Below are 20,896 nucleotides of genomic sequence, written 5' to 3' on the forward strand. Positions count from 1 at the left end.
CCATCATGACGGAGACGCCCCGGCCATGGCAGTTCCCGGATCCCCCGGCCGCCCTGGCGGCGGCCTGCGGAGCCTGCTCCGCCGCCCCGGCGCGGCGCCGGCCGCGCAGGACGCCGCCGACGAGGCGATGGCAGCCGAGCTGTACCGCGAGTACCATCGGCCCCTCCTCGCGTTCGTCCTGCGGCTGACGGGCGGCGACCGCCCCTGGGCCGAGGATGTGGTGCAGGAGACCATGATCCGGGCATGGCGCAGCGCGGACCGGCTCGACGACCGGACGTCCTCGCTGATGCCGTGGCTGGCCACGGTCTCCCGGCGTATCGTGATCGACAACCGGCGGCAGCGCGAGGTCAGGCCGCCGGAGGTCGGCGACGGGCCCCTGGAGAACCTCCCGATGGCGGACGAGATGGACGCGCTGCTGCGCAAGGTCGTGGTGACCGAGGCGCTGGAGTCGCTCTCCCCCGCGCACCGGCAGGCGCTGACGGAGACGGTGCTGCGCGACCGGACGGTGAACCAGGCCGCCGAGTACCTCGGCATCCCGGTGGGGACGGTCAAGTCCCGCGTGTACTACGCGCTGCGCGCCTTGCGGGTCGCCTTGGAGGAGAGGGGGGTGACGTCATGAGTTCCCAGGTCGAGCACACCGATGTCGGCGCGTACGCGCTGGGTCTTCTCGAAGAGGGCGACCGGCTGGCGTTCGAGGCGCATCTGCGGGGGTGCGCGTCGTGCCGGGCCGAGCTGAGGGACCTGTCCGGGGCGGCCGGCGCCCTGTCCGGGCTGTCGCCCGCGGCCGGGCCGGTCCCGGACGGGGCCGTGCCGGGAGGCGGCGGCGATCCGTCCGCGCCCCCGGCGCCGGTGATCGACATGATGCGGCGCAGGCGGCGGGCCGACCGGCGGTTCCGGCGCGGCGCCTACCTCGCCGGAACGGCCGCCGCGGCCGCGGCGCTGGCCGCGGGCATCGGCATCGGCGCGGCCGTGGACGACGAGGCCCCGGCGCCGAAGCCGACCGTGGCGCAGCCCCTCACCGGCCAGAAGTTCCAGGCGGCGAACGCGAGCACCGGCGCGTCCGGCACCGTCGCGCTGGTCGACAAGGGCTGGGGCACGCAGGTCGGTCTGGAGCTGCGCGGGATCCGGGGGCCGCTGAAGTGCCACCTGGAGGCGGTGTCGCGGACCGGCGAGCGCAGCGTCGTCGCGGGATGGAGCGTCCCGGACAAGGGCTACGGCGTCCCGGGCCAGCCCAAGCCCCTCGTCATGCAGGGCGGGACCGGGCTGAGCCGCCAGCAGATCGGCCATTTCGAGGTCCGCCTGGACGACGGCGGAACGCTCCTGACGATCCCCCTCTGAGCGTCTCCCCTCTGATCGCCCCGGCGCCCCGATCGTCCGGCGACCGGCGGCGGCGGCCCGATAACCTTGGGGCATGTCCTCTCCGCACTGGTCCGCTCCGGTAGCCCATGCCCCGGTGGACGCCACCGTGCCGCTGCCCGGCTCGAAGTCGATGACGAACCGGGCGCTGATCCTTGCCGCGCTCGCGGAGGCGCCCACCCGCATCACCCGGCCCCTGCACAGCCGCGACACCGAGCTCATGGCCGGCGCCCTCCGCGCGCTCGGCGCGGGCATCGGGGAGGACTCCACCGACTGGCAGGTGCTGCCGCAGCGTCTGGAGGGCCCCGCCCGCGTCGACGTCGGGCTGGCGGGGACGGTGATGCGGTTCCTGCCGCCGGTCGCCGCCCTGGCGTCCGGCGAGGTGTCCGTCGACGGCGACCCGCGCGCCCGCGAGCGGCCGATGGGCCCGATCATCACGGCGCTGCGGGCCCTCGGCGCCGAGATCGACGACGGGGGGCGCGACGCGCTCCCGTTCACCGTCCGGGGCGCGGGCTCGGTGCCGGGGGGCGGGGTGACGATCGACGCGTCGGCGTCGTCCCAGCTGGTGTCCGGGCTGCTCCTGGCCGCGCCGCGGTTCGACAAGGGCGTGGAGGTCAGGCACGAGGGGCCGCCGGTTCCGTCGGCGCCGCACCTGGCGATGACCGTGCAGATGCTGCGCGCGGCGGGCGCCGAGGTCGAGACGCGGCACAACGTCTGGCGCGTGGCGCCCGGCCCGCTGCGCGGCGGCGAGGTGCTGATCGAGCCGGACCTGTCGAACGCCGCGCAGTTCCTCGGCGCGGCGCTGGTCACCGGGGGCCGCGTCACCGTCCCGGACTGGCCGGCCGAGACGACCCAGCCCGGCGACGCGCTGCGCGGGCTGCTCGCCGCGATGGGCGCCGAGGTGACCCGCGGGCCGGACGGGCTGACCGTGCGCGGCGGGGACGGGTTCGGCGGCCTGGACGCCGACCTGCACGAGGTCGGGGAGCTCACGCCGGTGCTCGCGGCCCTCGCCGCGCTGGCCGGGTCGCCCTCCCGGCTCACGGGCGTCGCGCACCTGCGCGGCCACGAGACCGACCGGCTCGCCGCGCTGGTCGCCGAGATCAACGGGCTGGGCGGCGACGTCCGGGAGCTGCCCGACGGGCTGGAGATCCGCCCGCGCCCGCTGCGCGGCGGCGTCTTCCGCACCTACGACGACCACCGGATGGTGATGGCGGCGGCCCTGCTCGGATTGGCCGTACCCGGCATCGAAGTGGAGAATCCCGGCACCGTGGGCAAGACTCTTCCGAACTTCACGCGGCAGTGGGCGTCGATGCTGGCGCCCGCCTGACAGCAGGGACCGGACCACTGGCACGGAAACACGACTACGACGAGGACGACGTCCGGGTGCGGCCCGGGCGCCGCGGGTCGCGGCCGCGCACCCGCCGCCGTCCCGCGCACGACGACGCCTCGCCCGGGCTCGTGACCGCGGTGGACCGCGGCCGGTACCGGTGCCTGGCCGACCCCGGCACCGCCGACGAGCGCGCCGTCACGGCGATGCGGGCCCGCGAGCTCGGCCGCAAGGGCGTCGTCGTGGGCGACCGCGTCGCGCTCGTCGGGGACGTGTCCGGCGCGCAGGACACCCTCGCCCGGATCGTCCGGGTCGAGCCGCGCACCTCCGCCCTGCGCCGCACCGCCGACGACACCGACCCGTTCGAGCGGATCATCGTCGCGAACGCCGACAACCTCGTGATCGTGACGGCGCTGGCCGACCCCGAGCCGCGCCCCCGCATGATCGACCGGCAGCTCGTCGCCGCCTACGACGCCGGGATGGCCCCCCTGCTCTGCCTCACCAAGGCCGACCTCGCCTCCCCCGACCCCCTGGTCGCCGAGTACGCGCCGCTCGGCGTCCCCTACGTCGTGACCGAGCGCGGAGGCGACCTCGGCGAGCTGCGCGGCCGCCTCGCCGGCCGCACCAGCGTGCTCGTCGGCCACTCCGGCGTCGGCAAGTCGACGCTGGTGAACGCCCTCGTCCCGGACGCCGAGCGCGCGGTGAGCCACGTCAACGCCGTCACCGGGCGGGGCCGGCACACCTCCTCCTCGGCGCTCGCCCTGGAGCTGCCCGGCGGCGACGGCTGGATCATCGACACCCCGGGCGTGCGCAGCTTCGGCCTCGCGCACGTCGACGTGGAGAACGTGCTCGGCGCCTTCGACGACCTCGCCGAGGGCGCCGCCGAACGCTGCCCGCCGCGCTGCGACCACCTCCAGGACGACTGCGGCCTGGACGCCTGGGTCGAGGAGGGCCGCGCCAGCCGGGCCCGCCTGGACTCCCTGCGCCGCCTCCTCGCCAGCCGCGAGGGCGAGCCCGAATAGCCCGCGACGCCAGGGATTCCGCCCCATTGCGGGGGATCGAGCGCGACAATGGCCGCATGGAGCGGCGAGCGATGCTCAAGGCGGCGGCCCTCGGCGGGCTCGGCGGGCTCGGCGTCGCCGGGTGCTCCGAGGAGCGGCCGCGCCCGCGGAAACGTCCGTCCCCGCCGCCGAAGCCGACCGGGCCCGCCGACTGGAACGCTCTGGAACGCGGCCTGGACGGGACGCTGGTCCGCCCGTCCGACGCGTCCTACGAGGAGGCGAGGCGCCTCTACATCCCGCGCTACGACCGCGTCCGCCCGGCGGGAGTCGTCTACTGCGAGTCTCCTCAGGACGTCGCGGAGTGCGTGGCGTTCGCCACGGTGAAGCGGATGCCGGTGGCGGTGCGGTGCGGCGGGCACAGCTACGCGGGCTGGTCGACGGGCACCGGCCTCGTGATCGACGTCTCTCCCATGGACGCCGTGGAGCGCGACGGCGACCGCGCGGCCGTCGGGGCGGGGACCCGGCTGATCGACCTCTACGACAGGCTCGGCGACGACGGTGTGAGCGTCCCGTCCGGAAGCTGCCCCACGGTCGGCGTCGCGGGGCTGACGCTCGGCGGCGGGCTGGGCGTGACGTCCCGCGCGTACGGGCTGTCGTGCGACGTGCTGGAGGCGGTCGAGGTCGTCGCGGCGGACGGGCGGGTCCTCACCTGCGACGCGCAGCGGAACCCGGACCTGTTCTGGGCCTGCCGGGGCGGGGGCGGCGGCAACTTCGGCGTGGCGGTGTCGTTCACGTTCCGGACGCACGAGACCGGCGACGTGACGCCGTTCAGCATGCGCTGGCCCTGGCGGAAGGCGGCCGGGGTCGTGCGCGGCTGGCAGCGCTGGGCCCCGGCGGCGCCCGGCGAGGTCTGGACGAGCCTGCACCTCGACACCGCCCCGGACCAGGGCGCCCCCGAAGTCGAGGTGACGGGCCTGGCGCTCTCCGGCGCCGACGGCCACATGGAGCGGCTTACGGCCGCGATCGGCGCGGATCCCGCCTCGACCTCCGCCCAGAGCCGCCCCTACATGGACGCGATGAAGTTCATGGGCGGCTGCGCGGGGCGGTCGGTCGAGCAGTGCCACGGGCAGGGCGCCCTGCCCGGGCAGCGTTCCGGCGGCGCCTTCCCCCGCACCGAGTACTCGGGGAAGTCGCACATCGCCTACCGGCCGCTGCCGGGCGCCGCGATCGGCGCTCTGCTCGACCGGTTCGACAAGGGCAACGACGTCCGGAACCGGTCGGTCCTCATGGACGCGATGGGCGCCGCGATCGCGCGCGTGGGGCCGGGCGACACCGCCTTCCCGCACCGCGAGGGGCTGTTCTGCGTCCAGTACCTCGCGCCCGACGACGCCTGGCTGACCGCGACGCACGCCGCGATGGAACCCCACCTCGGCGGCGCCGCCTACGTGAACTACACCGACGCCGACCTGAAGGACTGGGCGCACGCCTACTACGGCCCCAACCTGGACCGGCTCAGGAAGGTGAAGGCCGCCCACGACCCCGGGAGGCTGTTCCGCTTCCCGCAGGCCGTCTAGCCCCGCGACTCCTCGAAGAGGCTGCGCGCCTTGGCCTCGGCCTCGTTCAGTGCCTGCACGTGCCGGGGCGCGAGCTCCTCCACGCACCGGGTCATCTCCTCGGTGACCTGGCTGAACGCGGCCTCCTCGGCGCCCCGCAGCGCGGCCCGGACGGTCGCGGCCCGGGCGCCGAGCGCCGACCACTCCAGCTCCAGCCGCGCCACGGCCTCGTCGAACGCCCGGGACGTCTCGGCTCCGGCGTCCTTCAGCTCGTCCGGGACCGGCCCCCGGCCCGACTTGCGGGCGTGGCCCGACAGCGTCGAGATCCGGCTGGCGAGCGTCAGGCCCTCGCGGGCCAGCGGAAGCACGTCGTGGATCAGGTCGGTGACCGCCTTGGCCAGCTCCTCCACCCGGTTGAGCAGCAGCTGCGTGGCCTCCTCCAGGGCCTTGGAGGTGCGCTGGGCGACGCGCTCGGCGACGTCCTGCTGCTGCCGGGACAGCGCCGGGACGACGTCGCGGTCGAGCCGGAGCCGCATCTCCCGCTCCCGGGCGCCGTCCCCGCCGGGGCCCGCGCGGTCCGCCCAGTCGGCCCAGACCCGCTCGATGCGCTCCTCCCCGGACGCGGCGATCTCCGCGGTGATCTCCTCCAGGGCCTCGCCGACGCGGGCCTTGAGGCGTTCCACCCGTCCGTAGAGCGCCTCGCGCTTGAAGGGGTCGTTGAGCTCGTTGAGCTGCGCCTGCAATCGACGGGAGACGTCGATGGCGTGCTCGGCCAGGGGGACGAGGCGGTCGGCGAGCTCGTCGAGCGTCTGGGCCCGGCGTGGATCGGTCAGCTCGGCCACCCACTCGGGGAGATCGTGCGCCATGCGCCCCATGCTGCCACCACCCGCGCCCGGAAGCGGGACATCGCGCCCGGCGCGCCGGACCAGGCTGCCCGAAATGCCAGAACGGCCCGGGTACGTGTGTCGGGACAGGCAGTGATCAGGGTAGCGTGGCTCGCCGTGGCGGGCTATTCCGATGACCTGCGTCTCGCGCATGTGCTGGCGGACGGGGCCGACGACATCACGACCAAACGTTTCCGCGCCCTCGATCTCGACGTGGAGACCAAGCCGGACCTGACGCCGGTCAGCGACGCCGACCGCAGTGTTGAGGAGCAGATCCGCGGCACGCTGAAGCGGGCCCGCCCGCGCGACGCGGTGCTCGGCGAGGAGTACGGCAGGACCGGGTACGGCAACCGCTGCTGGATCATCGATCCGATCGACGCGACCAAGAACTTCGTGCGCGGCGTCCCGGTGTGGGCCACGCTGATCGCGCTGATGGAGAACGACGAGATCGTCGTCGGCGTGGTGTCGGCGCCCGCGCTGAACCGCCGCTGGTGGGCGGCCCGCGGCGGCGGCGCCTGGACGGGCCGCAGCCTCACCCGCGCGTCCCGCATGAACGTCTCGTCGGTGGGCGAGCTGTCGGACGCGTCCCTGTCGTTCTCCAGCCTGAGCGGCTGGGAGGAGCAGGACCGGCTGCCCCGCTTCCTCGAACTGACCCGCTCGGTGTGGCGGACGCGGGCGTTCGGCGACTTCTGGTCCCACATGATGGTCGCCGAGGGCGCGGTCGACATCTCCGCCGAGCCCGAGGTGTCCCTGTGGGACCTCGCCGCCCTCCAGGTCATCGTGGAGGAGGCGGGCGGCATGTTCACCGACCTGTCCGGCGTTCCCGGCCCGGACGGCGGCAGCGTCGTGTGCACCAACGGCAAGCTGCACGCGGAGGTCCTCCGCACCCTCGGCGGCGGCCAGCTCTCCCTGCGCATCTGACCCGCGCGCCCGGCCGGGGCGCGTCCACCATGGCGCTCGGGCCGACTCGCGACATATCGTGGAACAGCGGTCGCTCGACGGCCGTTCTGCAAGTGGGCGGTCCGTCAACGGAGGTGCGAGATGTCGACCCAGACCAAGCTAGTGATCGGCGGCGTCGTCGTCGGCTTCCTGACCCTGTTCGTCTTCCCGTGGTGGCTGAGCGCGCTGATCATCCTCGGCGTCCTCGGCGCACCGCTCGTCGGGTACATGATGCTCGACCCGTCCCAGCGCAAGCGGGTGCGGTCGCAGGGGCGCAAGCGTCTCGGGAGCTGAGCGCCGCCCGGCTGGGGTGCGGGTGTGGCGGAGACACGGGTCGGCGTCGTCGGCGCGGGCATCGTCGGCCTGGCGATCGCGCGCGGGCTGACGCGGGAGCGTCCAGGGCTGAAGGTGACGGTCCTGGACAAGGAGGACCGCGTCGCGGCCCACCAGACCGGCCACAACAGCGGCGTCGCCCACGCGGGCCTCTACTACGCGCCGGGGTCGTTGAAGGCGACCCTGTGCAGGCGCGGCATCGCCTTGCTCAACGAGTTCTGTGCTGACCGGAACCTGCCCTACGAGGAGTGCGGCAAGCTCGTCGTCGCCCGCGACGCGGCGGAACTGGGCGCCCTGGAGGAGATCGAGCGCCGCGCGACGGCCAACGGCGTCCCCGGGCTGCGGCGGCTGACCGGCGGCGCGCTGACCGAGATCGAGCCGCACGCGGCGGGCGTCGCGGCCCTGCACTCCCCCACCACGGCGATCGTCGACTTCCCCGCGGTGGCCCGCGCCTTCGCGGACGACGTGGCGGCCGGCGGCGGCGAGATCAGGCTCGGCTTCGAGGTCGTGCGGATCGGCCGGGCGGGCGACCGCGTCACGGTCGCCTCCCCCCACGAGGAGCTGACCTTCGACCGCCTCGTGATATGCGCCGGCCTCCAGTCCGACCGGGTGGCGCGCCTCGCCGGCGACTCCCCGGCCCCCGCGATCATCCCGTTCCGCGGCGAGTACCACCGGCTCGTCCCGTCCCGGACGGATCTCGTGCGCGGCCTCATCTACCCCGTGCCCGACCCCCGCTACCCGTTCCTCGGCGTCCACTTCACCCGGCGCGTGGACGGCGGCGTGGACATCGGCCCGAACGCCGTCCTCGCCCTGGCCCGCGAGGGCTACCGGCGGCGCGACATCCGCGCGGCGGACCTGTGGGACGCGGTCCGCTGGCCCGGCTTCCGCCGCATGGCGCGGCGGCACTGGCGGACGGGCGCACGGGAGCTGTACGGGTCGGCGGTCAAGCGAGCGTTCATCGCCGAGGCGCGCCGCTTCGTCCCCGCCCTGACGACGGCCGACGTCGTCCCGGCCCCCGCCGGCGTCCGCGCCCAGGCCGTCGACCCCGACGGCTCCCTCGTGGACGACTTCCGCATAGGCCGCCTAGGCCCCATCACCACCATCCGCAACGCCCCCTCCCCCGCCGCCACATCCTCCCTGGCCATAGCTGAATTGATTTGCATTTCTCTCCTCCTTCGGGCCTAGCGGCCCTCCCGCAACCATCATGGTCATGGAGTCTGGCAGAGTCTGGCGGGTGCCTGTTGACCTGGGCATACGTCGATGGCGCGTCGGGGGAGGTCGGGGGAGGAAAGGTGGGATATGGGGGAGTTGGCTCCCTGCGTGGCTCCCGTGGGCTCCCCCTGGGGCGGTGCTGAGCGTCTCAGCCTGCTTGCTGCTCGCCCCTGTCTAGAAAGTGCTGTACCTGCTGACGGCTGAATCGGCGATGGCCGCCGGGCGTGCGGACAGAGGCCAGTTTTCCGGCGTCGGCCCATCCGCAGACGGTTCTAGTGTCGACTCGAAAAAAGTTGGCGACCTCGTTGGGTCGGAGCATATGCCGGGGGCTGAAGTCCCATCCATCGATGATCACCGGCGGGATTGTCTTCTTCTTTCTGGCCATCGGGGGTCTCCGTATTGTTCACAGCGTTATCGGTGAGGGGAAGGGGGGCATGGCCGTATCCATGCCGCGTAGACGACTTTTCCGCCGTCGTCGTCATCGTGGTGGACGCCCCAGCGGTCGGCATGGTCTGTGAGTTTCCAGGGGCCGCGTTCGTCGGGCGGAGCCAGGCATACGGGGCACAGATCGATTCCGGGTGCTTTTGCGTCGGCGTCCCATACTTCGATCACGTACATGTTTTCGCTGCCGTCTTCGGCGGTGTAGGCGTCTGCGCGGATTTCTTCTGTTTCAGCGCACCGGATTGCGTGGGTGACCAGTTCGGAGGCGACCAGCCGGACGGCGTAGAGGTTGACCGGCCATTGGGCGGCGATCCCGGCGATGTGGTCGCGTGCGATCTTGACCTTTTCCAAAACGGGTCTGATGACGATCACCTTAGAGCTACCGCCCTTTCTCGTTCTGACTGTGTCGCGAACGGGTCGGGGGTGCGGCCCCGCCCGTGAAGCGGGGAAGACGGGCGGGGCCGCACCCGGCTTTAGGAAGCGGATCCGGAGAACGGGCAAGCGCGCTTGCGAACCCATCTAGCGGCGCGCCGAATCCGCTTGGAAATGCGTGGCCGTTGAGTGCCGCTCTCCCGCCGTAGGGGGAGGATCTTGCCGAGGTAGCGCATAGCGTTCCTTCGTTTTCTGTGTCGTGCCCCTATTTGAGGTGCGGGGAATGTCCGACCCCCGGGGGCGGTTTCCCACCCCCCACCCCCCGGGGGGTCGGCTTGGCCGCGTTCTCGGGCGCAGGCGCAGACGCAGCACAAGTAACGCCTTCCCATTGGGTGCGCACCTTGGATTCCGCCCTACCGGTTGCACTGATGAAACAACCGGGCGGTGACTTTAACGCCGGAGCGGCCAAGTTGGCGAGAGCACGAAAGCCGCCGGTTTCGGGCGGGGTTCCTTCCCTGACGGCTTTCGCGCTTCCTGTCTTTGTTCCCCGCGTTCTCGGGTCAGGTCGCTTTGTTCACGCGAATCATTCCACGAAGTGGTTCGTGCAGGAATGGTATGCGGTGTGACCGCTGGGCAGGAAACATTGCGTCGAGCACTTCCGGCAATTCTCCAAGCACTGCGTCGCGACCATGGTCAGCGGCCCCACAGGGGGCCTGCGGTCGGGACCGGTCGCGCGGCTACGGCGCGGGACCGGGCGGGTGCCTATCGCCATTCTCATGGCTGCGGGCGTGAGATGAAGCATCGCCCCGTTCGGCGCGGTTGAATCACGAATCACCAGGTGTCCGTTTCCCTGGGCGACCTCCACGCAGCCATCCTGGTTCAGTGCCTCACACCGGGACGACTTCCGGAAGTTCAAAGATTCCACTGCGGTGATCTCTCCTTGTTCATCGATGGTGGGCAGGCGCAGGCGAACGCGGCATAAAGCACCCGGTTCACCTGGCATGTGTGCCATCCGTTGTCAATGACACGGACCGCTTCGACATAGCGGCGGTCACGGGTTCGGTTGCCGTCATGGATGAGCATGTCCCGCACGGTTTTCACCGCTGTGGCGCGGTCGATCCGTTCGGGGAATATTTCGTAGACGCCGTTACGCGTCGTGCTCACATGCCAGTGATCCGCTTTCACCGGGAACGAGGCCACGGATGCCTCAACCATTCGGCGAGGGAATGTAGCCCTGAATCTGGACGACGGCGTCCACGACGTCATGGGCAGGCGCTAGAGGCGCGCCCCATGAAGTGAAGAACCAAAGCCGGTGCCCGTCCTCGCGCCGTTTACGGCAGCCGATCTTGTCGCCGATACGGCCGCCGCAGCATCCCGAGTCATTCGGGTGGGCGACTTTGAGTCCGGTCCGGGTGAGATCGATTTCGTAGCCGCGTGCGGAGAGTCGCGCGCCGAGTGCGGCGAGTCTGAGTTCCCGCTCGCTCAATCCGTTCATTCCGGGCACCCCCGCCCGTGGGACGACAGGACGCGCAATGCGCGGTTCGCCGCGCCGTCCACGTCGCCTACCGGCCCCAGATCGCGCCCGTGGTCGCTTCCCCACCGGAACCGGTCCCCGTCACAGGCGATGACCCGCTCAGGACCCGTGCGGCCGCTCAGAGCCACCAGCAGGGACGGGCCGTAGCCGTGCGCCCGGCACCCCCGCGCCGAGAGCCTGACGGCCAACTCGTCCAGTTCTTTGGCCCTACCATCGTTCATGGATCCGACCTCCACTGTCGGGTCAAGGCCCCGGGCTACTCCCCGATGTTTGCCGCATCGGGGACCGGGGCCGCCTTGACTCTGGCCAGCCCGCATTTCTGTGTGCGGACTGTGGCCCATGGAAGTGGCGTCCGGGTTACCGTGGAAGCCGTTGCCTCGTTGCGCCTTAGAAGTCGAAAGGGCAACGGGCAACAGTGGTCAACGGGCAACACGGGACAGCAGAGACAAGGCGGACCATCAATGACGACCGGTCACCCGAACCCCTTCGCCGCAAAGCTGCGGGAGCTGCTCGACGCACGCGCCGACCTGTCACAGAACAAGCTCGCGAAGCTCGTCCCCTGCAACCCCGGCCACCTGTCAAAGATCATCAACGGACACGAACGGCCGTCCGAACGCATCCGCCAGACCCTTGACGACCTGCTAGACGCAGACGGCACGCTCGCCGCTCTCGTCCCACCCCCCGCACCCCGGAGGAAAGCGCGCAAACCCGCACCGGTTACCTTGACAGGAACGGATATTCCCGATGATTGGGACGATATGGAGCGTCGACGCTTGCTGCAAATGGCCGCTCTTGGCATCGGTGCCGGGACACTGGGAATTCCTCCCGAGTCACTAGGTCGTTTCCTTGACCTGTTCCTTACGAGCGAGCCACGCACCTATGAAGATTGGGAGATCGCCTGCGCCGATCACCTTTATGGAATCCGCACCCGGCCGCCACACGAGGTTCACAAAGACCTCCTGATAGACCTTATTTCAGTGCGTCGACAGATGGAGACATCACCTGACAGCCAGCCCGAATTGCATCGGGTGCGCGCCTGCCTTGCGACACTGAACGCGAATGTTCTCACTCGCCTAGGCGAGCACGGCTCCGCAATTCGTTGGTGGAGAACTGCCCGCTCTTCGGCGGAGAGCAGTGGCGACCTAGGTTTGCAACTTCTCGTGCGGGGTTCTGAGGCCGGATTCGGGCTTTATGGGCAACGGCATCCCGAGACCGTACTGCGCTTGACGAAAACTGCGCGAGAGATCGCCGGAATAAATCGGACGGTCGGGCTCGCGAATATTCTGTCGTCTGAAGCCAAAGCGCTTTCCCTGTTGGGCAGGCATAAAGAGGCGAACCGGGTACTCCTAGAACTTGAGGAGTTCTCGCCAGGTATCGGGGCGGCAAATCCGATACCTAATTACTGGACGGGCGATCAGGTGTACTTCACCAGAAGCTGGGTTCATTCCTATGCGGGTGAGGAATCGAAAGCGAACGACGCCCGAGATCTAGTGCTGGCCGAGAATGGCGACTACCAGTACGTTGCAAATGTCAATCTCCATAGGGCGGTATGTACCGTGGTCAATGGCGGGCTGAAAGAAGGACTGTCGGACGCCACCGAACTCCTAAACGCTTTGCCAAAGGCGAATCGCAGCCATATGATAGCGGACACTGGAAATCGCGTCCTCAACACTGTTCCCGTCAAACATCATGGAAGCCCGCAGGCGAAAGACCTCCGCGCGGTAATGATAAGCAGTGTGCCCGAGCGGCCCAAAATGCATCTCGACGAGTAGCGTCTCTGTCGATCACTTATCAAACAGAAAGGACTCGGAGATCAACTTCCGGGCCGGCCCGGAAGCTGATCTTCGTTTATCGCCATTCGGCCTTTTGGTCGATTGGCGTCCGGGAGAGTCCGGACAAGGATATAGAAGTCCGGTTGTAGTCAGCTGGAATGAGCTTTAGATCGTGGCCTGCCGGAGCCCCCGCCGCCGGTCCTTTCGGGGTGCGCCGACTGACGCAGTTTCAGCAGGTCGCGGGGGCGTCTGTCGGCGTTGCCTGCCGGACTCTCTCTCGTTCGGCGGGGGCTCCGCCCCCGGCCTCTCTTCGCTCGTCGAGTCCCCTCCCCGCAAAGGGGAGGGGACTCGCCCGGCAGCGCCCGTCTCGCGCCCAAATTCGCCCCCCTCCCCCACTTCTGCCGTTGTAGGCCGTAAGGGCAATTCTCGCCCCCCGGCCGTGCTGACCTCCCCTTCGACGGCCCCCGCCGTAATTCCCTCGGCGGGCCCCTCGGTGTCACTCTCGGGGTACGCCGAGGGGACACGTTCGCGCAGGTCAGCACGTCACCTGTCAGCGAACCTCGATCATCTCTCTCTACGATCGCCCCCCTTCGCGCCCCCCTTCGGCCGCCCCTCTTTCCGGGCCGATCTTCGCTCGCCCCGAGGTCAGCGCGGAGATAGGCGAGCGAGAAAGCCAGAAAAACCCCTCCCCCACCGCATTCCCTGTCCATCTCTCCACGCCGAATTTCCCAGATCTCGCCCCCAAAGCAGAAACGCATTTCCCTAGGGCTTTTCACTCGGGGAATTCTCTAGCTGCGGGGAACTGTTGAATTCGTTGCCGCGCCGTACGGCTACCCGCGCGCCACACGACTGCGGTGCGCCTACAGCGGCAACGGCCCCGACCGGACACATGGCCCCTGCGCGGCACTGAGAGCCATGCAGACGGCCGCACGCCCCCCGGGAACGCCAGAGAGCCCCTGACGCCCGTCAGGGGCTCTCTGGCGCGTCCGCCGTCAGGCGGCGCGGAACACGCTGTTGATCACATCGGCGCTTTGCCGGTGCACCGGCCGCAACACTTTGCGGTAGTGCTTTTCCAGCGTCCGGACCGTGTGACCGCAGATATCCGCGATAACCTCACGAGGCACGCCATTATGCGACATGACGCTCACAAAAGTCGTGCGCGTTTCCCGAACCGTCCACGCGTCCGGATCGGCAATTCCCGCCACCTTCAACACCTTGCGGAACTCATACCGCGCCGTCCGCTGCGTGTACGCCGAACCGTCTTTCCGCGTGAACACCGGCGTTTCCTCGGTGACCTGCTCGCCGAACTCGGCGAATTCCTTGGCCTGGCTCTCGTGCCACGTCTTGAGAGCCGCAATGGCAATGTCCGCCAATTCCAGTGACCGGACCGATTGCCGTGTCTTCGTCTTCCCCCGGTGCCGGTCGGCACGCACCACCGAAACCGTCCCCGCCTCCAGATCGAGCCCGTACCATTTCAGGCCGTCCAACTCATCCCCGCGCAATCCGCTCGTGAGAGCGAGTATCACGTACGCGCCGAAACGCACGCGGGGGATATCGGCGCTCGCACAGGCGAGAATGCGGCGCACGTCCTCGGGGCTGAAACTCTTGCTTTCGCGCCCCTCGTTCTCGCCCTCGATGTTGACGACCATCCGAGACACGTTCCGGTCAACGAGACCATGGACCATCGCGCGGTCAATGGCACTGGAAAGCAGGCCATGCACACCCACAATAGTCTTGGACGAGAGATTCTGTGAGATGTCCACGAGCCAGTCGGCCACGTGCGTAGGGGTGAGTTCGTCGCGGACTTTCAGCGCGCCGATCTTCGCGATGTGATTCCGGAGGAACGACCGCAGACCTGCAACGGTCTTCGGGGCGCGTCCCTGCCGTGCCAGATCGTCAATGTAGGCCGTGACAATCGCCGTGACGGTCTGGTCTTGCTTCGGCTTGATTCCCTTTTCCAGATTCTCGGCAAGGCGCGTGAGCTTTTCCGTCACGGCCGCCTTGCTCGGGCCCTTGCGCTTCGGGCGGTTCCGCTTGCCGTCCGGACGGGTGCCGAGGTCCAGGACCCCGGTCCACCCCTTACCCTCCCGGTAAATGCTGCCCCGGTAGCCGTTGATGAGTACGCTGGCCATTGCGCTCGCCTCTCGCCGTTGTCGAGTGGTGGGCGAAGGGAGGGCCAGACGTTGCACCGTCTGGCCTTCCCGCCCCGACCCCCAAGGACCCCGAACGACTGTTCGAACCGGCCGCCCCGGGGGAGCCGTGCTCATGGCTCCCCGGATGGCTCCCTAGAGGTCATATCCTGTTATAAACCCCGATCTAGCTGGGGAGACACAGGATCGCACTTTGGCGGCCCTCCATCGTCGAGAAACGCGGGCGATCGCTGGCATCGCTCCGACTCGCCTGGCGGCTCGCTTCGCGATCAGGTTCTCGCAAGCTCGAACCTGCCTTCGGACGCGATCGCTGTGTTTATTGCAGTGCTCTCCTCCTTCGGGCCTTGACGGCCCTCCACCGTCGAGCACCGCTTGCGATCGCTGGCATCGCTCCGGCTCGCCTTGAGGCTCGCTGCGCGATCAGGTTCTTGCTCCGCTCGAACCTGCCTTCGGACGCGATCGCGGCCCCCCAGGTTGTCGCGTGGTTGCGGTGAGGGCTGAGGTCAGTGGGGGCGGGGGTCGTGGGGCTGGTCTCAGTCCCAGAGTTTGCGGTCGCGGCTGTGGGGGTCGCTAATGACCTCGTCGCCGGGGTCGTTGAAGACCATCACCGCGCGGGTTGAGGGGGCGAACTCGTCCCAGCCGGGGTCGCCGGTGACGGCGAAGCCGGTCCAGGCGCGGTGCATCCGGTCGGCGAGCGCCTGCGGCGGGTTCGGGCCGGTGAGGCCCTCCTCCTCGGCGGTGAGGGTGTCGAACACGAAGCCGAGCTCCAGGGCGTGGCAGGCGCCGAGATCGTGGTTCGGCGACCGCCACGCGAACTCGTACATCCAGGTGCGCCCGCCGGAGTCGGCGTGCCCGGCGGCGGCGCGGTGCGCGGGGATGCGGAACAGGCCGTCGGTGATGATCGTCGCGAGCAGCTCGCCCGACGTCATGTCCGGGTGGTGGGCGCGGTAGGCGGCGGGCAGCCCGGCCGGGACCCCCATGCCCGCGGCGACGGCGCCGACCAGCTCGTCGTTGAGGCCGGCGGCGATGCCGGTCGGCATCAGGAAGAACCGGAACTCCTCGGTCGTGTAGCCGATGAGCAGGTCCACGTCCCGCCCTGCCCCGGCGGCGATGGCGTCCTCGGGCCGCCGCCTGATCAGGTCGCCGTCCAGCACGGGCGTGAGCGACATGCCGGCCGCGGCGGTGGTGGCGCCCCAGCGCCCCGGGTCGGGCAGCATCGCCACCTCGGCGGCGATCTCGTTCTGGACGGGGATGATCGCGGCCGGGTCGAGCGTCGCGAACGCCTCGGCGGTGGGCTCGACGCCGAGCCGGGCGGCGGTCTCCCCGGTGACGAGCAGCGCGTCGGCCGGGTCCTGGACGATACCGCCCGCGCCGCTCTGCGCGACGGCGCGGTGGAAGAGGCCGAGGTCGAGGGAGAGCAGGGTGGTGACGCTCATCGCGCCCGCCGACTCCCCGAACACCGTGACCCGCGCGGGGTCGCCGCCGAACGCGGCGATGTTGTCACGGACCCACTCCAACGCGGCGATCTGGTCGAGGAGGCCCCGGTTGTGCGGGGCGCCGGGCAGGTACGCGAAGCCCTCGACGCCGAGCCGGTAGTTGATCGTCACGCAGACGACGCCGTCGCGGGCGAAGGCGTGGCCGTTGTAGACGGGGACGGCGCCCGACCCGTTCCGGAACGCGCCGCCGTGGATCCACACCATCACCGGGAGGCCCGGCCCGGAGCCGTCCGGAAGCCGGGGCGTCCACACGTTCAGGTTGAGGCAGTCGTCGCCTGGGATCTCGGGATCGGGCACGAGAGCGGCGAACGCCTTGGGGTAGCCGGGCTTGGGCGCGGTCGGCCCGTACTCGACGGCGTCGCGGACGCCGTCCCACGGCTCGGGCGGGCGCGGCGCCTGGAAGCGGTTCGCCCCGAACGGCGGCGCGGCATAGGGGATGCCGAGGAAAGCTGTGACACCCTCCCGCGCCGCGCCTCGGACCTTCCCATGGGACGTCTGCACGACAGCCGCCATGCCGCACCTCCGGTTCTAGAACCAAATTCGACAGCCAGAGCGTACGGGACCCGCCGCAGCCACCCCAGCCCCCACCGCAACCACGCGACAACCTGAGGGCCGCGATCGCGTCCGAAGGCAGATTCGAGCTTGCGAGAATCTGATCGCGCAGCGAGCCCCTGGGCGAGCCGGAGCGATGCCAGCGATCGCCCGCGTTTCTCTCCTCCTTCGGGCCCTCAGGGCCCGAAGGAGGAGAGAAACGCAATTAATACAGCATTCGCACCAGGTAGTCGCGGGCGAAGGTGCGGGTGGCGTTCTCGTCGTCCAGGGTCAGGCCGCCGCCGGGGATGAGGAGGAGGGAGACCGCCAGGCGCAGCAGGACCTCGGCCACGGTGTCGTGGTCTTCGGCGGCGCCGGGGCGGGCGCGGCGCAGGCGGTCGGCGAGGATGTCGCGGGCGGCGAGCATCACGGCGCCGCCGTTCATGCTGAGCTGCGGCAGGAACGCCTCGGGCTCGCTCTGCAGGACGCGGGTCATCAGCGGGTGGGTGCGGGCGCTGCGCAGGCCGACCACGAAGCCCTCGACGACGGCGTCCTCAGGGGAGGCGAGGTTCTCGGTGGCCTCGGCGATGGCGGTGAGGAAGCGGCGGCACTCCCGCAGGATCACGGCCTGGAGGAGCTGCTCCTTGTTGGTGAACCGCCGGTAGATGGTGGTGCGCGCGACCCCGGCCCGCTTGGCGACGTCCTCGACGCTGACCCGGCGCAGCCCGTAGGTCTCGAACTCCGCGAGCGCGGCGTCCAGGATGCGGGTGTCGAGGTCGTCGGCGCCGGCGTCCGGGGCCGACAGCCGGTCCCGCAGCTCCTGCGTGGTGGTCGCGTCCGTGGTCATGACCGCACCCTAACCGCCGGGCATCCGGTTTCCCGCCACCGGATGCGACACAGTTACAATAATCGTTGTTCTGTACTTCTGTTCCGACCCCCGGCGGTGCACATGACGGACGAGGCCGACGCGCGGACCCCGGCCCCTCTCGGGCCCGGCTCGCTGACCTGGCGTTACTTCGGCGACACCCGGATGCTCCTCGTCGGCCCGCGGGCGGGCGTGCTGCAGAACATGCTCCCCGCGCTCGGCCAGGGCGTCCTGGACCACTCGGTGTTCTTCGCCGAGACCTTCGCGCGGGTCAGACGGTCCGCCGGCCCGATCCTGGACACCGTGTACGGCGGCGAGCGGTCCGCCGCGACGGGGCGCCGGGTCCGCGACTACCACCGCGAGATCAAGGGCGACATGCCGGACGGCTCCCGCTACCACGCGCTCGATCCCGAGACCTACTACTGGGCGCACGCGACCTTCCTCGACAACATGCTGTACGGCGTCGAGACCTTCATCCGGCCGCTCGGCGAGGACGACAGGCGCCGGATCTACGAGGAGTCCAAGACCTGGTTCCGCATGTACGGGGTCAGCGAGCGGGCCATGCCGGACGACTGGGAGGCGTTCCAGGCGTACTGGGCGCGGATGCTGGACGAGGAGATCGTCGCGCACAGGACGGCCCGGTACGGGGTCGGCTACGTGACCAGGGGGCTGCCCGCGCCGCCGAAGGTGCCGGCGCCGGTGTGGCGGGCGGTGTCGCCCCCGCTGAACGCGGTCGCCCGCTTCGTCACGGTCGGCGGCCTGCACCCGCGCATGCGCGAGCTGCTCGACCTGCCCTGGAGCGCCGCCGACGAGCGCCGCCACCGGCGGTTCGCGGCGATCGTCCGCGCGGCGGGACGGGTGTGGCCGCTGCTGCCCGAGGCCGTCCGCTACCTGCCGCCGGCCCGCCGCGCCTTCCGGAGGGCGCGGCGGGCCGGCGCGGCTCAGGAACCGGAGCGGATGCGCGCGTCGTAGCCCTTGCGCGCCTCGGGGTCGTACTCCAGGAAGATCTTGTCGAGCCCGAGGCGGCGGGAGGTCGCCTGCCGGACCCGCTCGGGCAGCAGCGCGCCGAGCCTGACCTGCGTGCCGAGCTTCTTCGGCACGACGGCCTGCGGGCGCGGGCGGGCGATGAGGCCGGCGACGGCCGCGGCGATGTCCTCGGGCTCGCAGTTCTTCTGCCCCTTCGGGCTGCGCGTCCCGGCGGTCAGTTCGGTGTTGGTGAAGGTGGGCAGGACGGCGCTGACGTGCACGCCGCGGTCCTGCACCTCCAGGCGGGTCGCCTCGGTGAAGCCGACGACGGCGGCCTTGCTGGCGTTGTAGAGCGCGAGGCCGGGGGTGAACATGACGCCGGCGAGCGAGGCGATGTTGATGACGTGGCCCCGGCCGCGCGGCAGCATCCGGTCGAGGGCGAGCTTGGTGCCGAGCATCACGCCGTGCACGTTGATGTCGATGCAGCGGCGGGCGTCGGCGTCGCTCTCGCCGGTGACCGGCCCGATCGGCATGATCCCCGCGTTGTTGACGACGACGTCGAGCGGCCCTGCGGTCTCCTCGGCCTCGTCGAGGAACGCGGTGAACGACTCGCGGGACGTGACGTCCACGACGAGGCCCGTGACGCCGAGCGACTCAGCGGCCTCCTTGACGGCGGTCTCGTCGATGTCGCCGATGACGACGGCGGCGCCCCTGGCCCTGAGTGCGCGTGCGGTGGCGAGGCCGATCCCCCGCGCGGCCCCGGTGATGGCGACGACCTTGCTCATGTTCGCTGCTCCAGTCGGTCGAGGCGGACGGGGAGCCCGTCCTTGGGCGAGGGGAGGGACGTGGTGTCCAGGGGCCATTCGTAGCGGGCGGGCACGCTCCAGCGGTACCGCAGGAGCATCTGGTGCAGGATCGTCTTGACCTGCATCCCGGCGAAGTGCAGCCCGATGCACTTGTGCGCGCCGCCTCCGAACGGCGCCCACGCGTACTTGTGGACCTTGTCCTCGCGGCGCTCCGGGGAGAACCGGCCGGGGTCGAACTCGTCCGGGTCGCTCCACCAGTCGGCCATGTGGTGGTTGCTGAGCATCGGCACCACGACGGTCGTCCCGGCGGGAATGTGGAAGCCGAGGATGGAGGTGTCCTTGACGACCCTGCGCGGCAGCGCCGGGACGGGCGTGACCATCCGCATCGACTCCTTCATCACCATGTCGATGCCGGTGAAGGCGTCCAGGTCGTCGAAGCCGGGCGGCTCGGCGCCGTGGTCGAGCGACCGCTCGCGGAGCCGCTCCTGCCATTCGGGGTACTTGGCCAGGTAGTAGGCCATGGTCGTCAGCGTGATGGTGGTGGTGTCGTGCGCCGCCATCAACGCGAAGATCATGTGGTTGACGACGTCCTCGTCGGTGAACCGCTCGCCGTCGTCGGTCTCGGCCTGGCAGAGGGCGGAGAACAGGTCGCTCCCGTCGCCCTCGCGCTTGGCGGGGAGGTGCCGGTAGAAGAACTCCTCCAGCACCTTGCGCGCCTGGAGGCCCTTGTGCCAGCGCAGCCCGGGGACCGGGAAGCGGACGTAGGCCGTCCCCGCCCGGACGGCGTCGATGAACGCGCCGTTGACCCGCGCGCGCTCGGCGGCGGCGAGTTCCACGCCCATGAAGACGTCCACCGCGAGGTCGAGCGTGAGCTTCTTGATGTGGTCGTAGACCTTGAAGTCCTGCCCGGGCTCCCACGACTCGACGCCCCTGACGATGCCGGGCGCCATGGCGTCCATGTAGGAGCGCAGCCGGGGACGGGTGAACGCCTGCTGCATGATGCGGCGGTGGTGCAGGTGCTCCTCGAAGTCCAGGAGCATGATGCCGCGGTTGAAGAACGGGCCGATGAAGTAGCTCCACGCGGGCCCGTTCGCGAACGCCTTGTCCCGGTTGACCAGGACGACCTCGGCGGCCTCGGGGCCGTGGACGGTGACCGTCCGCTGGCCGAGCAGCCATCCCCAGGCGACCGGGCCGTACTCGGCGTACCGCTTGCGGGCCATCCCGATCGGGTCGCGCATCACCGCGAGCGTGCTGCCGATGTAGGGGACGCCGGGCACGCCGGGCACCGGTTTCAGGTCGCTGCCCTGCGGCGGCGGCGCGAGAACGCTCGTCATGACCCCTCCGGAACACGTGCAACA

At 70.4% G+C, this 20,896-nt stretch carries 22 protein-coding genes; 10 read left to right on the top strand and 12 right to left on the bottom strand.

The genetic code is table 11. The features are described from left to right. Positions 1–25: 25 nt before the first annotated feature. The 5 genes from ACQEU6_RS19245 to ACQEU6_RS19265 all read left to right on the top strand — a co-directional run bounded on the left by ACQEU6_RS19245 (position 26) and on the right by ACQEU6_RS19265 (position 5,258). On the top strand, positions 26–619 hold the full coding sequence (locus ACQEU6_RS19245) for a sigma-70 family RNA polymerase sigma factor (RefSeq protein ID WP_499333726.1): 594 nt from the start codon (positions 26–28) through the stop codon (positions 617–619). Next, positions 616–1,338 (top strand): anti-sigma factor family protein, encoded by a 723-nt coding sequence (locus ACQEU6_RS19250; RefSeq protein ID WP_499333727.1) that lies wholly within the window; start codon positions 616–618, stop codon positions 1,336–1,338. Before ACQEU6_RS19245 ends, ACQEU6_RS19250 begins: the two co-directional genes overlap by 4 nt. A gap of 73 nt (positions 1,339–1,411) precedes the next feature. Continuing rightward, positions 1,412–2,683 carry a 3-phosphoshikimate 1-carboxyvinyltransferase gene (aroA, locus tag ACQEU6_RS19255; RefSeq protein WP_499333729.1) on the top strand — a complete coding sequence of 424 codons (1,272 nt, stop codon included), beginning with the start codon at positions 1,412–1,414 and terminating at the stop codon, positions 2,681–2,683. A 17-nt stretch (positions 2,684–2,700) separates the two neighbouring features. Continuing rightward, positions 2,701–3,705: a ribosome small subunit-dependent GTPase A gene (gene rsgA / locus ACQEU6_RS19260; RefSeq protein ID WP_499340257.1), complete on the top strand. Its 1,005-nt coding sequence runs from the start codon at positions 2,701–2,703 to the stop codon at positions 3,703–3,705. A gap of 56 nt (positions 3,706–3,761) precedes the next feature. Continuing rightward, complete coding sequence (locus ACQEU6_RS19265) at positions 3,762–5,258, top strand: FAD-binding oxidoreductase (protein WP_499333730.1); 1,497 nt, start codon at positions 3,762–3,764, stop codon at positions 5,256–5,258. On the opposite strand, the gene ACQEU6_RS19270 is transcribed toward ACQEU6_RS19265, so the two are convergent. Then, positions 5,255–6,103, bottom strand: coding sequence for a hypothetical protein (locus ACQEU6_RS19270; RefSeq protein ID WP_499333732.1), 849 nt, complete (start codon positions 6,101–6,103; stop codon positions 5,255–5,257). The two genes, ACQEU6_RS19265 and ACQEU6_RS19270, sit on opposite strands and share 4 nt — an antisense overlap. 135 nt (positions 6,104–6,238) lie before the next feature. Here ACQEU6_RS19270 and hisN point away from each other — a divergent pair, with 135 nt between their 5' ends. From hisN to lhgO, 3 genes are all read left to right on the top strand, one after another. Next, positions 6,239–7,042, top strand: coding sequence for a histidinol-phosphatase (hisN, locus tag ACQEU6_RS19275; protein WP_499333734.1), 804 nt, complete (start codon positions 6,239–6,241; stop codon positions 7,040–7,042). A gap of 120 nt (positions 7,043–7,162) precedes the next feature. After that, positions 7,163–7,354: a tail-anchor membrane protein gene (locus ACQEU6_RS19280; protein WP_179833075.1), complete on the top strand. Its 192-nt coding sequence runs from the start codon at positions 7,163–7,165 to the stop codon at positions 7,352–7,354. A gap of 24 nt (positions 7,355–7,378) precedes the next feature. Beyond that, positions 7,379–8,578 (top strand): L-2-hydroxyglutarate oxidase, encoded by a 1,200-nt coding sequence (gene lhgO, locus ACQEU6_RS19285; RefSeq protein WP_499333737.1) that lies wholly within the window; start codon positions 7,379–7,381, stop codon positions 8,576–8,578. 175 nt (positions 8,579–8,753) lie between these two features. Here lhgO and ACQEU6_RS19290 read toward each other — a convergent pair whose 3' ends face one another. From ACQEU6_RS19290 to ACQEU6_RS19315, 6 genes are all read right to left on the bottom strand, one after another. Then, positions 8,754–8,924 carry a BldC family transcriptional regulator gene (locus ACQEU6_RS19290; RefSeq protein WP_499340259.1) on the bottom strand — a complete coding sequence of 57 codons (171 nt, stop codon included), beginning with the start codon at positions 8,922–8,924 and terminating at the stop codon, positions 8,754–8,756. Between the two features lie 92 nt (positions 8,925–9,016). Next, positions 9,017–9,418: an ATP-binding protein gene (locus ACQEU6_RS19295; RefSeq protein ID WP_499333738.1), complete on the bottom strand. Its 402-nt coding sequence runs from the start codon at positions 9,416–9,418 to the stop codon at positions 9,017–9,019. Positions 9,419–10,001: 583 nt separating this feature from the next. Continuing rightward, positions 10,002–10,430, bottom strand: a complete 429-nt coding sequence (locus ACQEU6_RS19300; protein WP_499333739.1) for a DUF397 domain-containing protein — start codon at positions 10,428–10,430, stop codon at positions 10,002–10,004. Then, entirely contained in the window at positions 10,331–10,633 is a 303-nt protein-coding gene (locus tag ACQEU6_RS19305) for a hypothetical protein (RefSeq protein ID WP_499340595.1), read from the bottom strand. Before ACQEU6_RS19305 ends, ACQEU6_RS19300 begins: the two co-directional genes overlap by 100 nt. Continuing rightward, a complete protein-coding gene (locus ACQEU6_RS19310) occupies positions 10,626–10,913 on the bottom strand; it encodes a hypothetical protein (protein ID WP_499333740.1) in 288 nt (95 codons plus the stop codon). Before ACQEU6_RS19310 ends, ACQEU6_RS19305 begins: the two co-directional genes overlap by 8 nt. Beyond that, positions 10,910–11,173 carry a hypothetical protein gene (locus ACQEU6_RS19315; protein ID WP_499333741.1) on the bottom strand — a complete coding sequence of 88 codons (264 nt, stop codon included), beginning with the start codon at positions 11,171–11,173 and terminating at the stop codon, positions 10,910–10,912. The genes ACQEU6_RS19310 and ACQEU6_RS19315 overlap by 4 nt, the downstream gene beginning before the upstream one ends. A 240-nt stretch (positions 11,174–11,413) precedes the next feature. Here ACQEU6_RS19315 and ACQEU6_RS19320 point away from each other — a divergent pair, with 240 nt between their 5' ends. Continuing rightward, positions 11,414–12,724 carry a hypothetical protein gene (locus ACQEU6_RS19320; protein WP_499333742.1) on the top strand — a complete coding sequence of 437 codons (1,311 nt, stop codon included), beginning with the start codon at positions 11,414–11,416 and terminating at the stop codon, positions 12,722–12,724. A 992-nt stretch (positions 12,725–13,716) separates the two neighbouring features. Here ACQEU6_RS19320 and ACQEU6_RS19325 read toward each other — a convergent pair. From ACQEU6_RS19325 to ACQEU6_RS19335, 3 genes are all read right to left on the bottom strand, one after another. Then, positions 13,717–14,856, bottom strand: coding sequence for a site-specific integrase (locus ACQEU6_RS19325; RefSeq protein WP_499333743.1), 1,140 nt, complete (start codon positions 14,854–14,856; stop codon positions 13,717–13,719). A gap of 551 nt (positions 14,857–15,407) precedes the next feature. Further along, positions 15,408–16,883, bottom strand: a complete 1,476-nt coding sequence (locus tag ACQEU6_RS19330; RefSeq protein WP_499333744.1) for a carboxylesterase/lipase family protein — start codon at positions 16,881–16,883, stop codon at positions 15,408–15,410. Between the two features lie 244 nt (positions 16,884–17,127). Continuing rightward, a complete protein-coding gene (locus ACQEU6_RS19335) occupies positions 17,128–17,748 on the bottom strand; it encodes a TetR/AcrR family transcriptional regulator (RefSeq protein ID WP_499333746.1) in 621 nt (206 codons plus the stop codon). A 102-nt stretch (positions 17,749–17,850) separates the two neighbouring features. Between ACQEU6_RS19335 and ACQEU6_RS19340 the strand changes: the two genes are divergently transcribed. After that, positions 17,851–18,738 carry an oxygenase MpaB family protein gene (locus ACQEU6_RS19340; protein ID WP_499333747.1) on the top strand — a complete coding sequence of 296 codons (888 nt, stop codon included), beginning with the start codon at positions 17,851–17,853 and terminating at the stop codon, positions 18,736–18,738. On the opposite strand, the gene ACQEU6_RS19345 is transcribed toward ACQEU6_RS19340, so the two are convergent. Continuing rightward, complete coding sequence (locus ACQEU6_RS19345; RefSeq protein ID WP_499333748.1) at positions 18,708–19,517, bottom strand: SDR family oxidoreductase; 810 nt, start codon at positions 19,515–19,517, stop codon at positions 18,708–18,710. The two genes, ACQEU6_RS19340 and ACQEU6_RS19345, sit on opposite strands and share 31 nt — an antisense overlap. Next, positions 19,514–20,872: a cytochrome P450 gene (locus ACQEU6_RS19350; protein WP_499333750.1), complete on the bottom strand. Its 1,359-nt coding sequence runs from the start codon at positions 20,870–20,872 to the stop codon at positions 19,514–19,516. Before ACQEU6_RS19350 ends, ACQEU6_RS19345 begins: the two co-directional genes overlap by 4 nt. Positions 20,873–20,896 lie beyond the last annotated feature (24 nt).

This window comes from Spirillospora sp. CA-108201, from assembly GCF_050936235.1.
In the GTDB taxonomy this organism is placed as follows: Bacteria; Actinomycetota; Actinomycetes; order Streptosporangiales; family Streptosporangiaceae; genus Spirillospora.

Coding starts and splice junctions, on each gene's coding strand:
- ACQEU6_RS19265 (WP_499333730.1), top strand. CDS start 3,762: ATGGAGCGGCGAGCGATGCTCAAGGCGGCGGCCCTCGGCGGGCTCGGC.
- ACQEU6_RS19325 (WP_499333743.1), bottom strand. CDS start 14,856: ATGGCCAGCGTACTCATCAACGGCTACCGGGGCAGCATTTACCGGGAG.
- ACQEU6_RS19315 (WP_499333741.1), bottom strand. CDS start 11,173: ATGAACGATGGTAGGGCCAAAGAACTGGACGAGTTGGCCGTCAGGCTC.
- ACQEU6_RS19305 (WP_499340595.1), bottom strand. CDS start 10,633: ATGGTTGAGGCATCCGTGGCCTCGTTCCCGGTGAAAGCGGATCACTGG.
- ACQEU6_RS19280 (WP_179833075.1), top strand. CDS start 7,163: ATGTCGACCCAGACCAAGCTAGTGATCGGCGGCGTCGTCGTCGGCTTC.
- ACQEU6_RS19345 (WP_499333748.1), bottom strand. CDS start 19,517: ATGAGCAAGGTCGTCGCCATCACCGGGGCCGCGCGGGGGATCGGCCTC.
- aroA (WP_499333729.1), top strand. CDS start 1,412: ATGTCCTCTCCGCACTGGTCCGCTCCGGTAGCCCATGCCCCGGTGGAC.
- ACQEU6_RS19350 (WP_499333750.1), bottom strand. CDS start 20,872: ATGACGAGCGTTCTCGCGCCGCCGCCGCAGGGCAGCGACCTGAAACCG.
- ACQEU6_RS19245 (WP_499333726.1), top strand. CDS start 26: ATGGCAGTTCCCGGATCCCCCGGCCGCCCTGGCGGCGGCCTGCGGAGC.
- ACQEU6_RS19340 (WP_499333747.1), top strand. CDS start 17,851: ATGACGGACGAGGCCGACGCGCGGACCCCGGCCCCTCTCGGGCCCGGC.
- ACQEU6_RS19330 (WP_499333744.1), bottom strand. CDS start 16,883: ATGGCGGCTGTCGTGCAGACGTCCCATGGGAAGGTCCGAGGCGCGGCG.
- ACQEU6_RS19270 (WP_499333732.1), bottom strand. CDS start 6,103: ATGGCGCACGATCTCCCCGAGTGGGTGGCCGAGCTGACCGATCCACGC.
- ACQEU6_RS19335 (WP_499333746.1), bottom strand. CDS start 17,748: ATGACCACGGACGCGACCACCACGCAGGAGCTGCGGGACCGGCTGTCG.
- ACQEU6_RS19290 (WP_499340259.1), bottom strand. CDS start 8,924: ATGCTCCGACCCAACGAGGTCGCCAACTTTTTTCGAGTCGACACTAGA.
- ACQEU6_RS19320 (WP_499333742.1), top strand. CDS start 11,414: ATGACGACCGGTCACCCGAACCCCTTCGCCGCAAAGCTGCGGGAGCTG.
- ACQEU6_RS19250 (WP_499333727.1), top strand. CDS start 616: ATGAGTTCCCAGGTCGAGCACACCGATGTCGGCGCGTACGCGCTGGGT.
- ACQEU6_RS19300 (WP_499333739.1), bottom strand. CDS start 10,430: ATGGCACACATGCCAGGTGAACCGGGTGCTTTATGCCGCGTTCGCCTG.
- ACQEU6_RS19310 (WP_499333740.1), bottom strand. CDS start 10,913: ATGAACGGATTGAGCGAGCGGGAACTCAGACTCGCCGCACTCGGCGCG.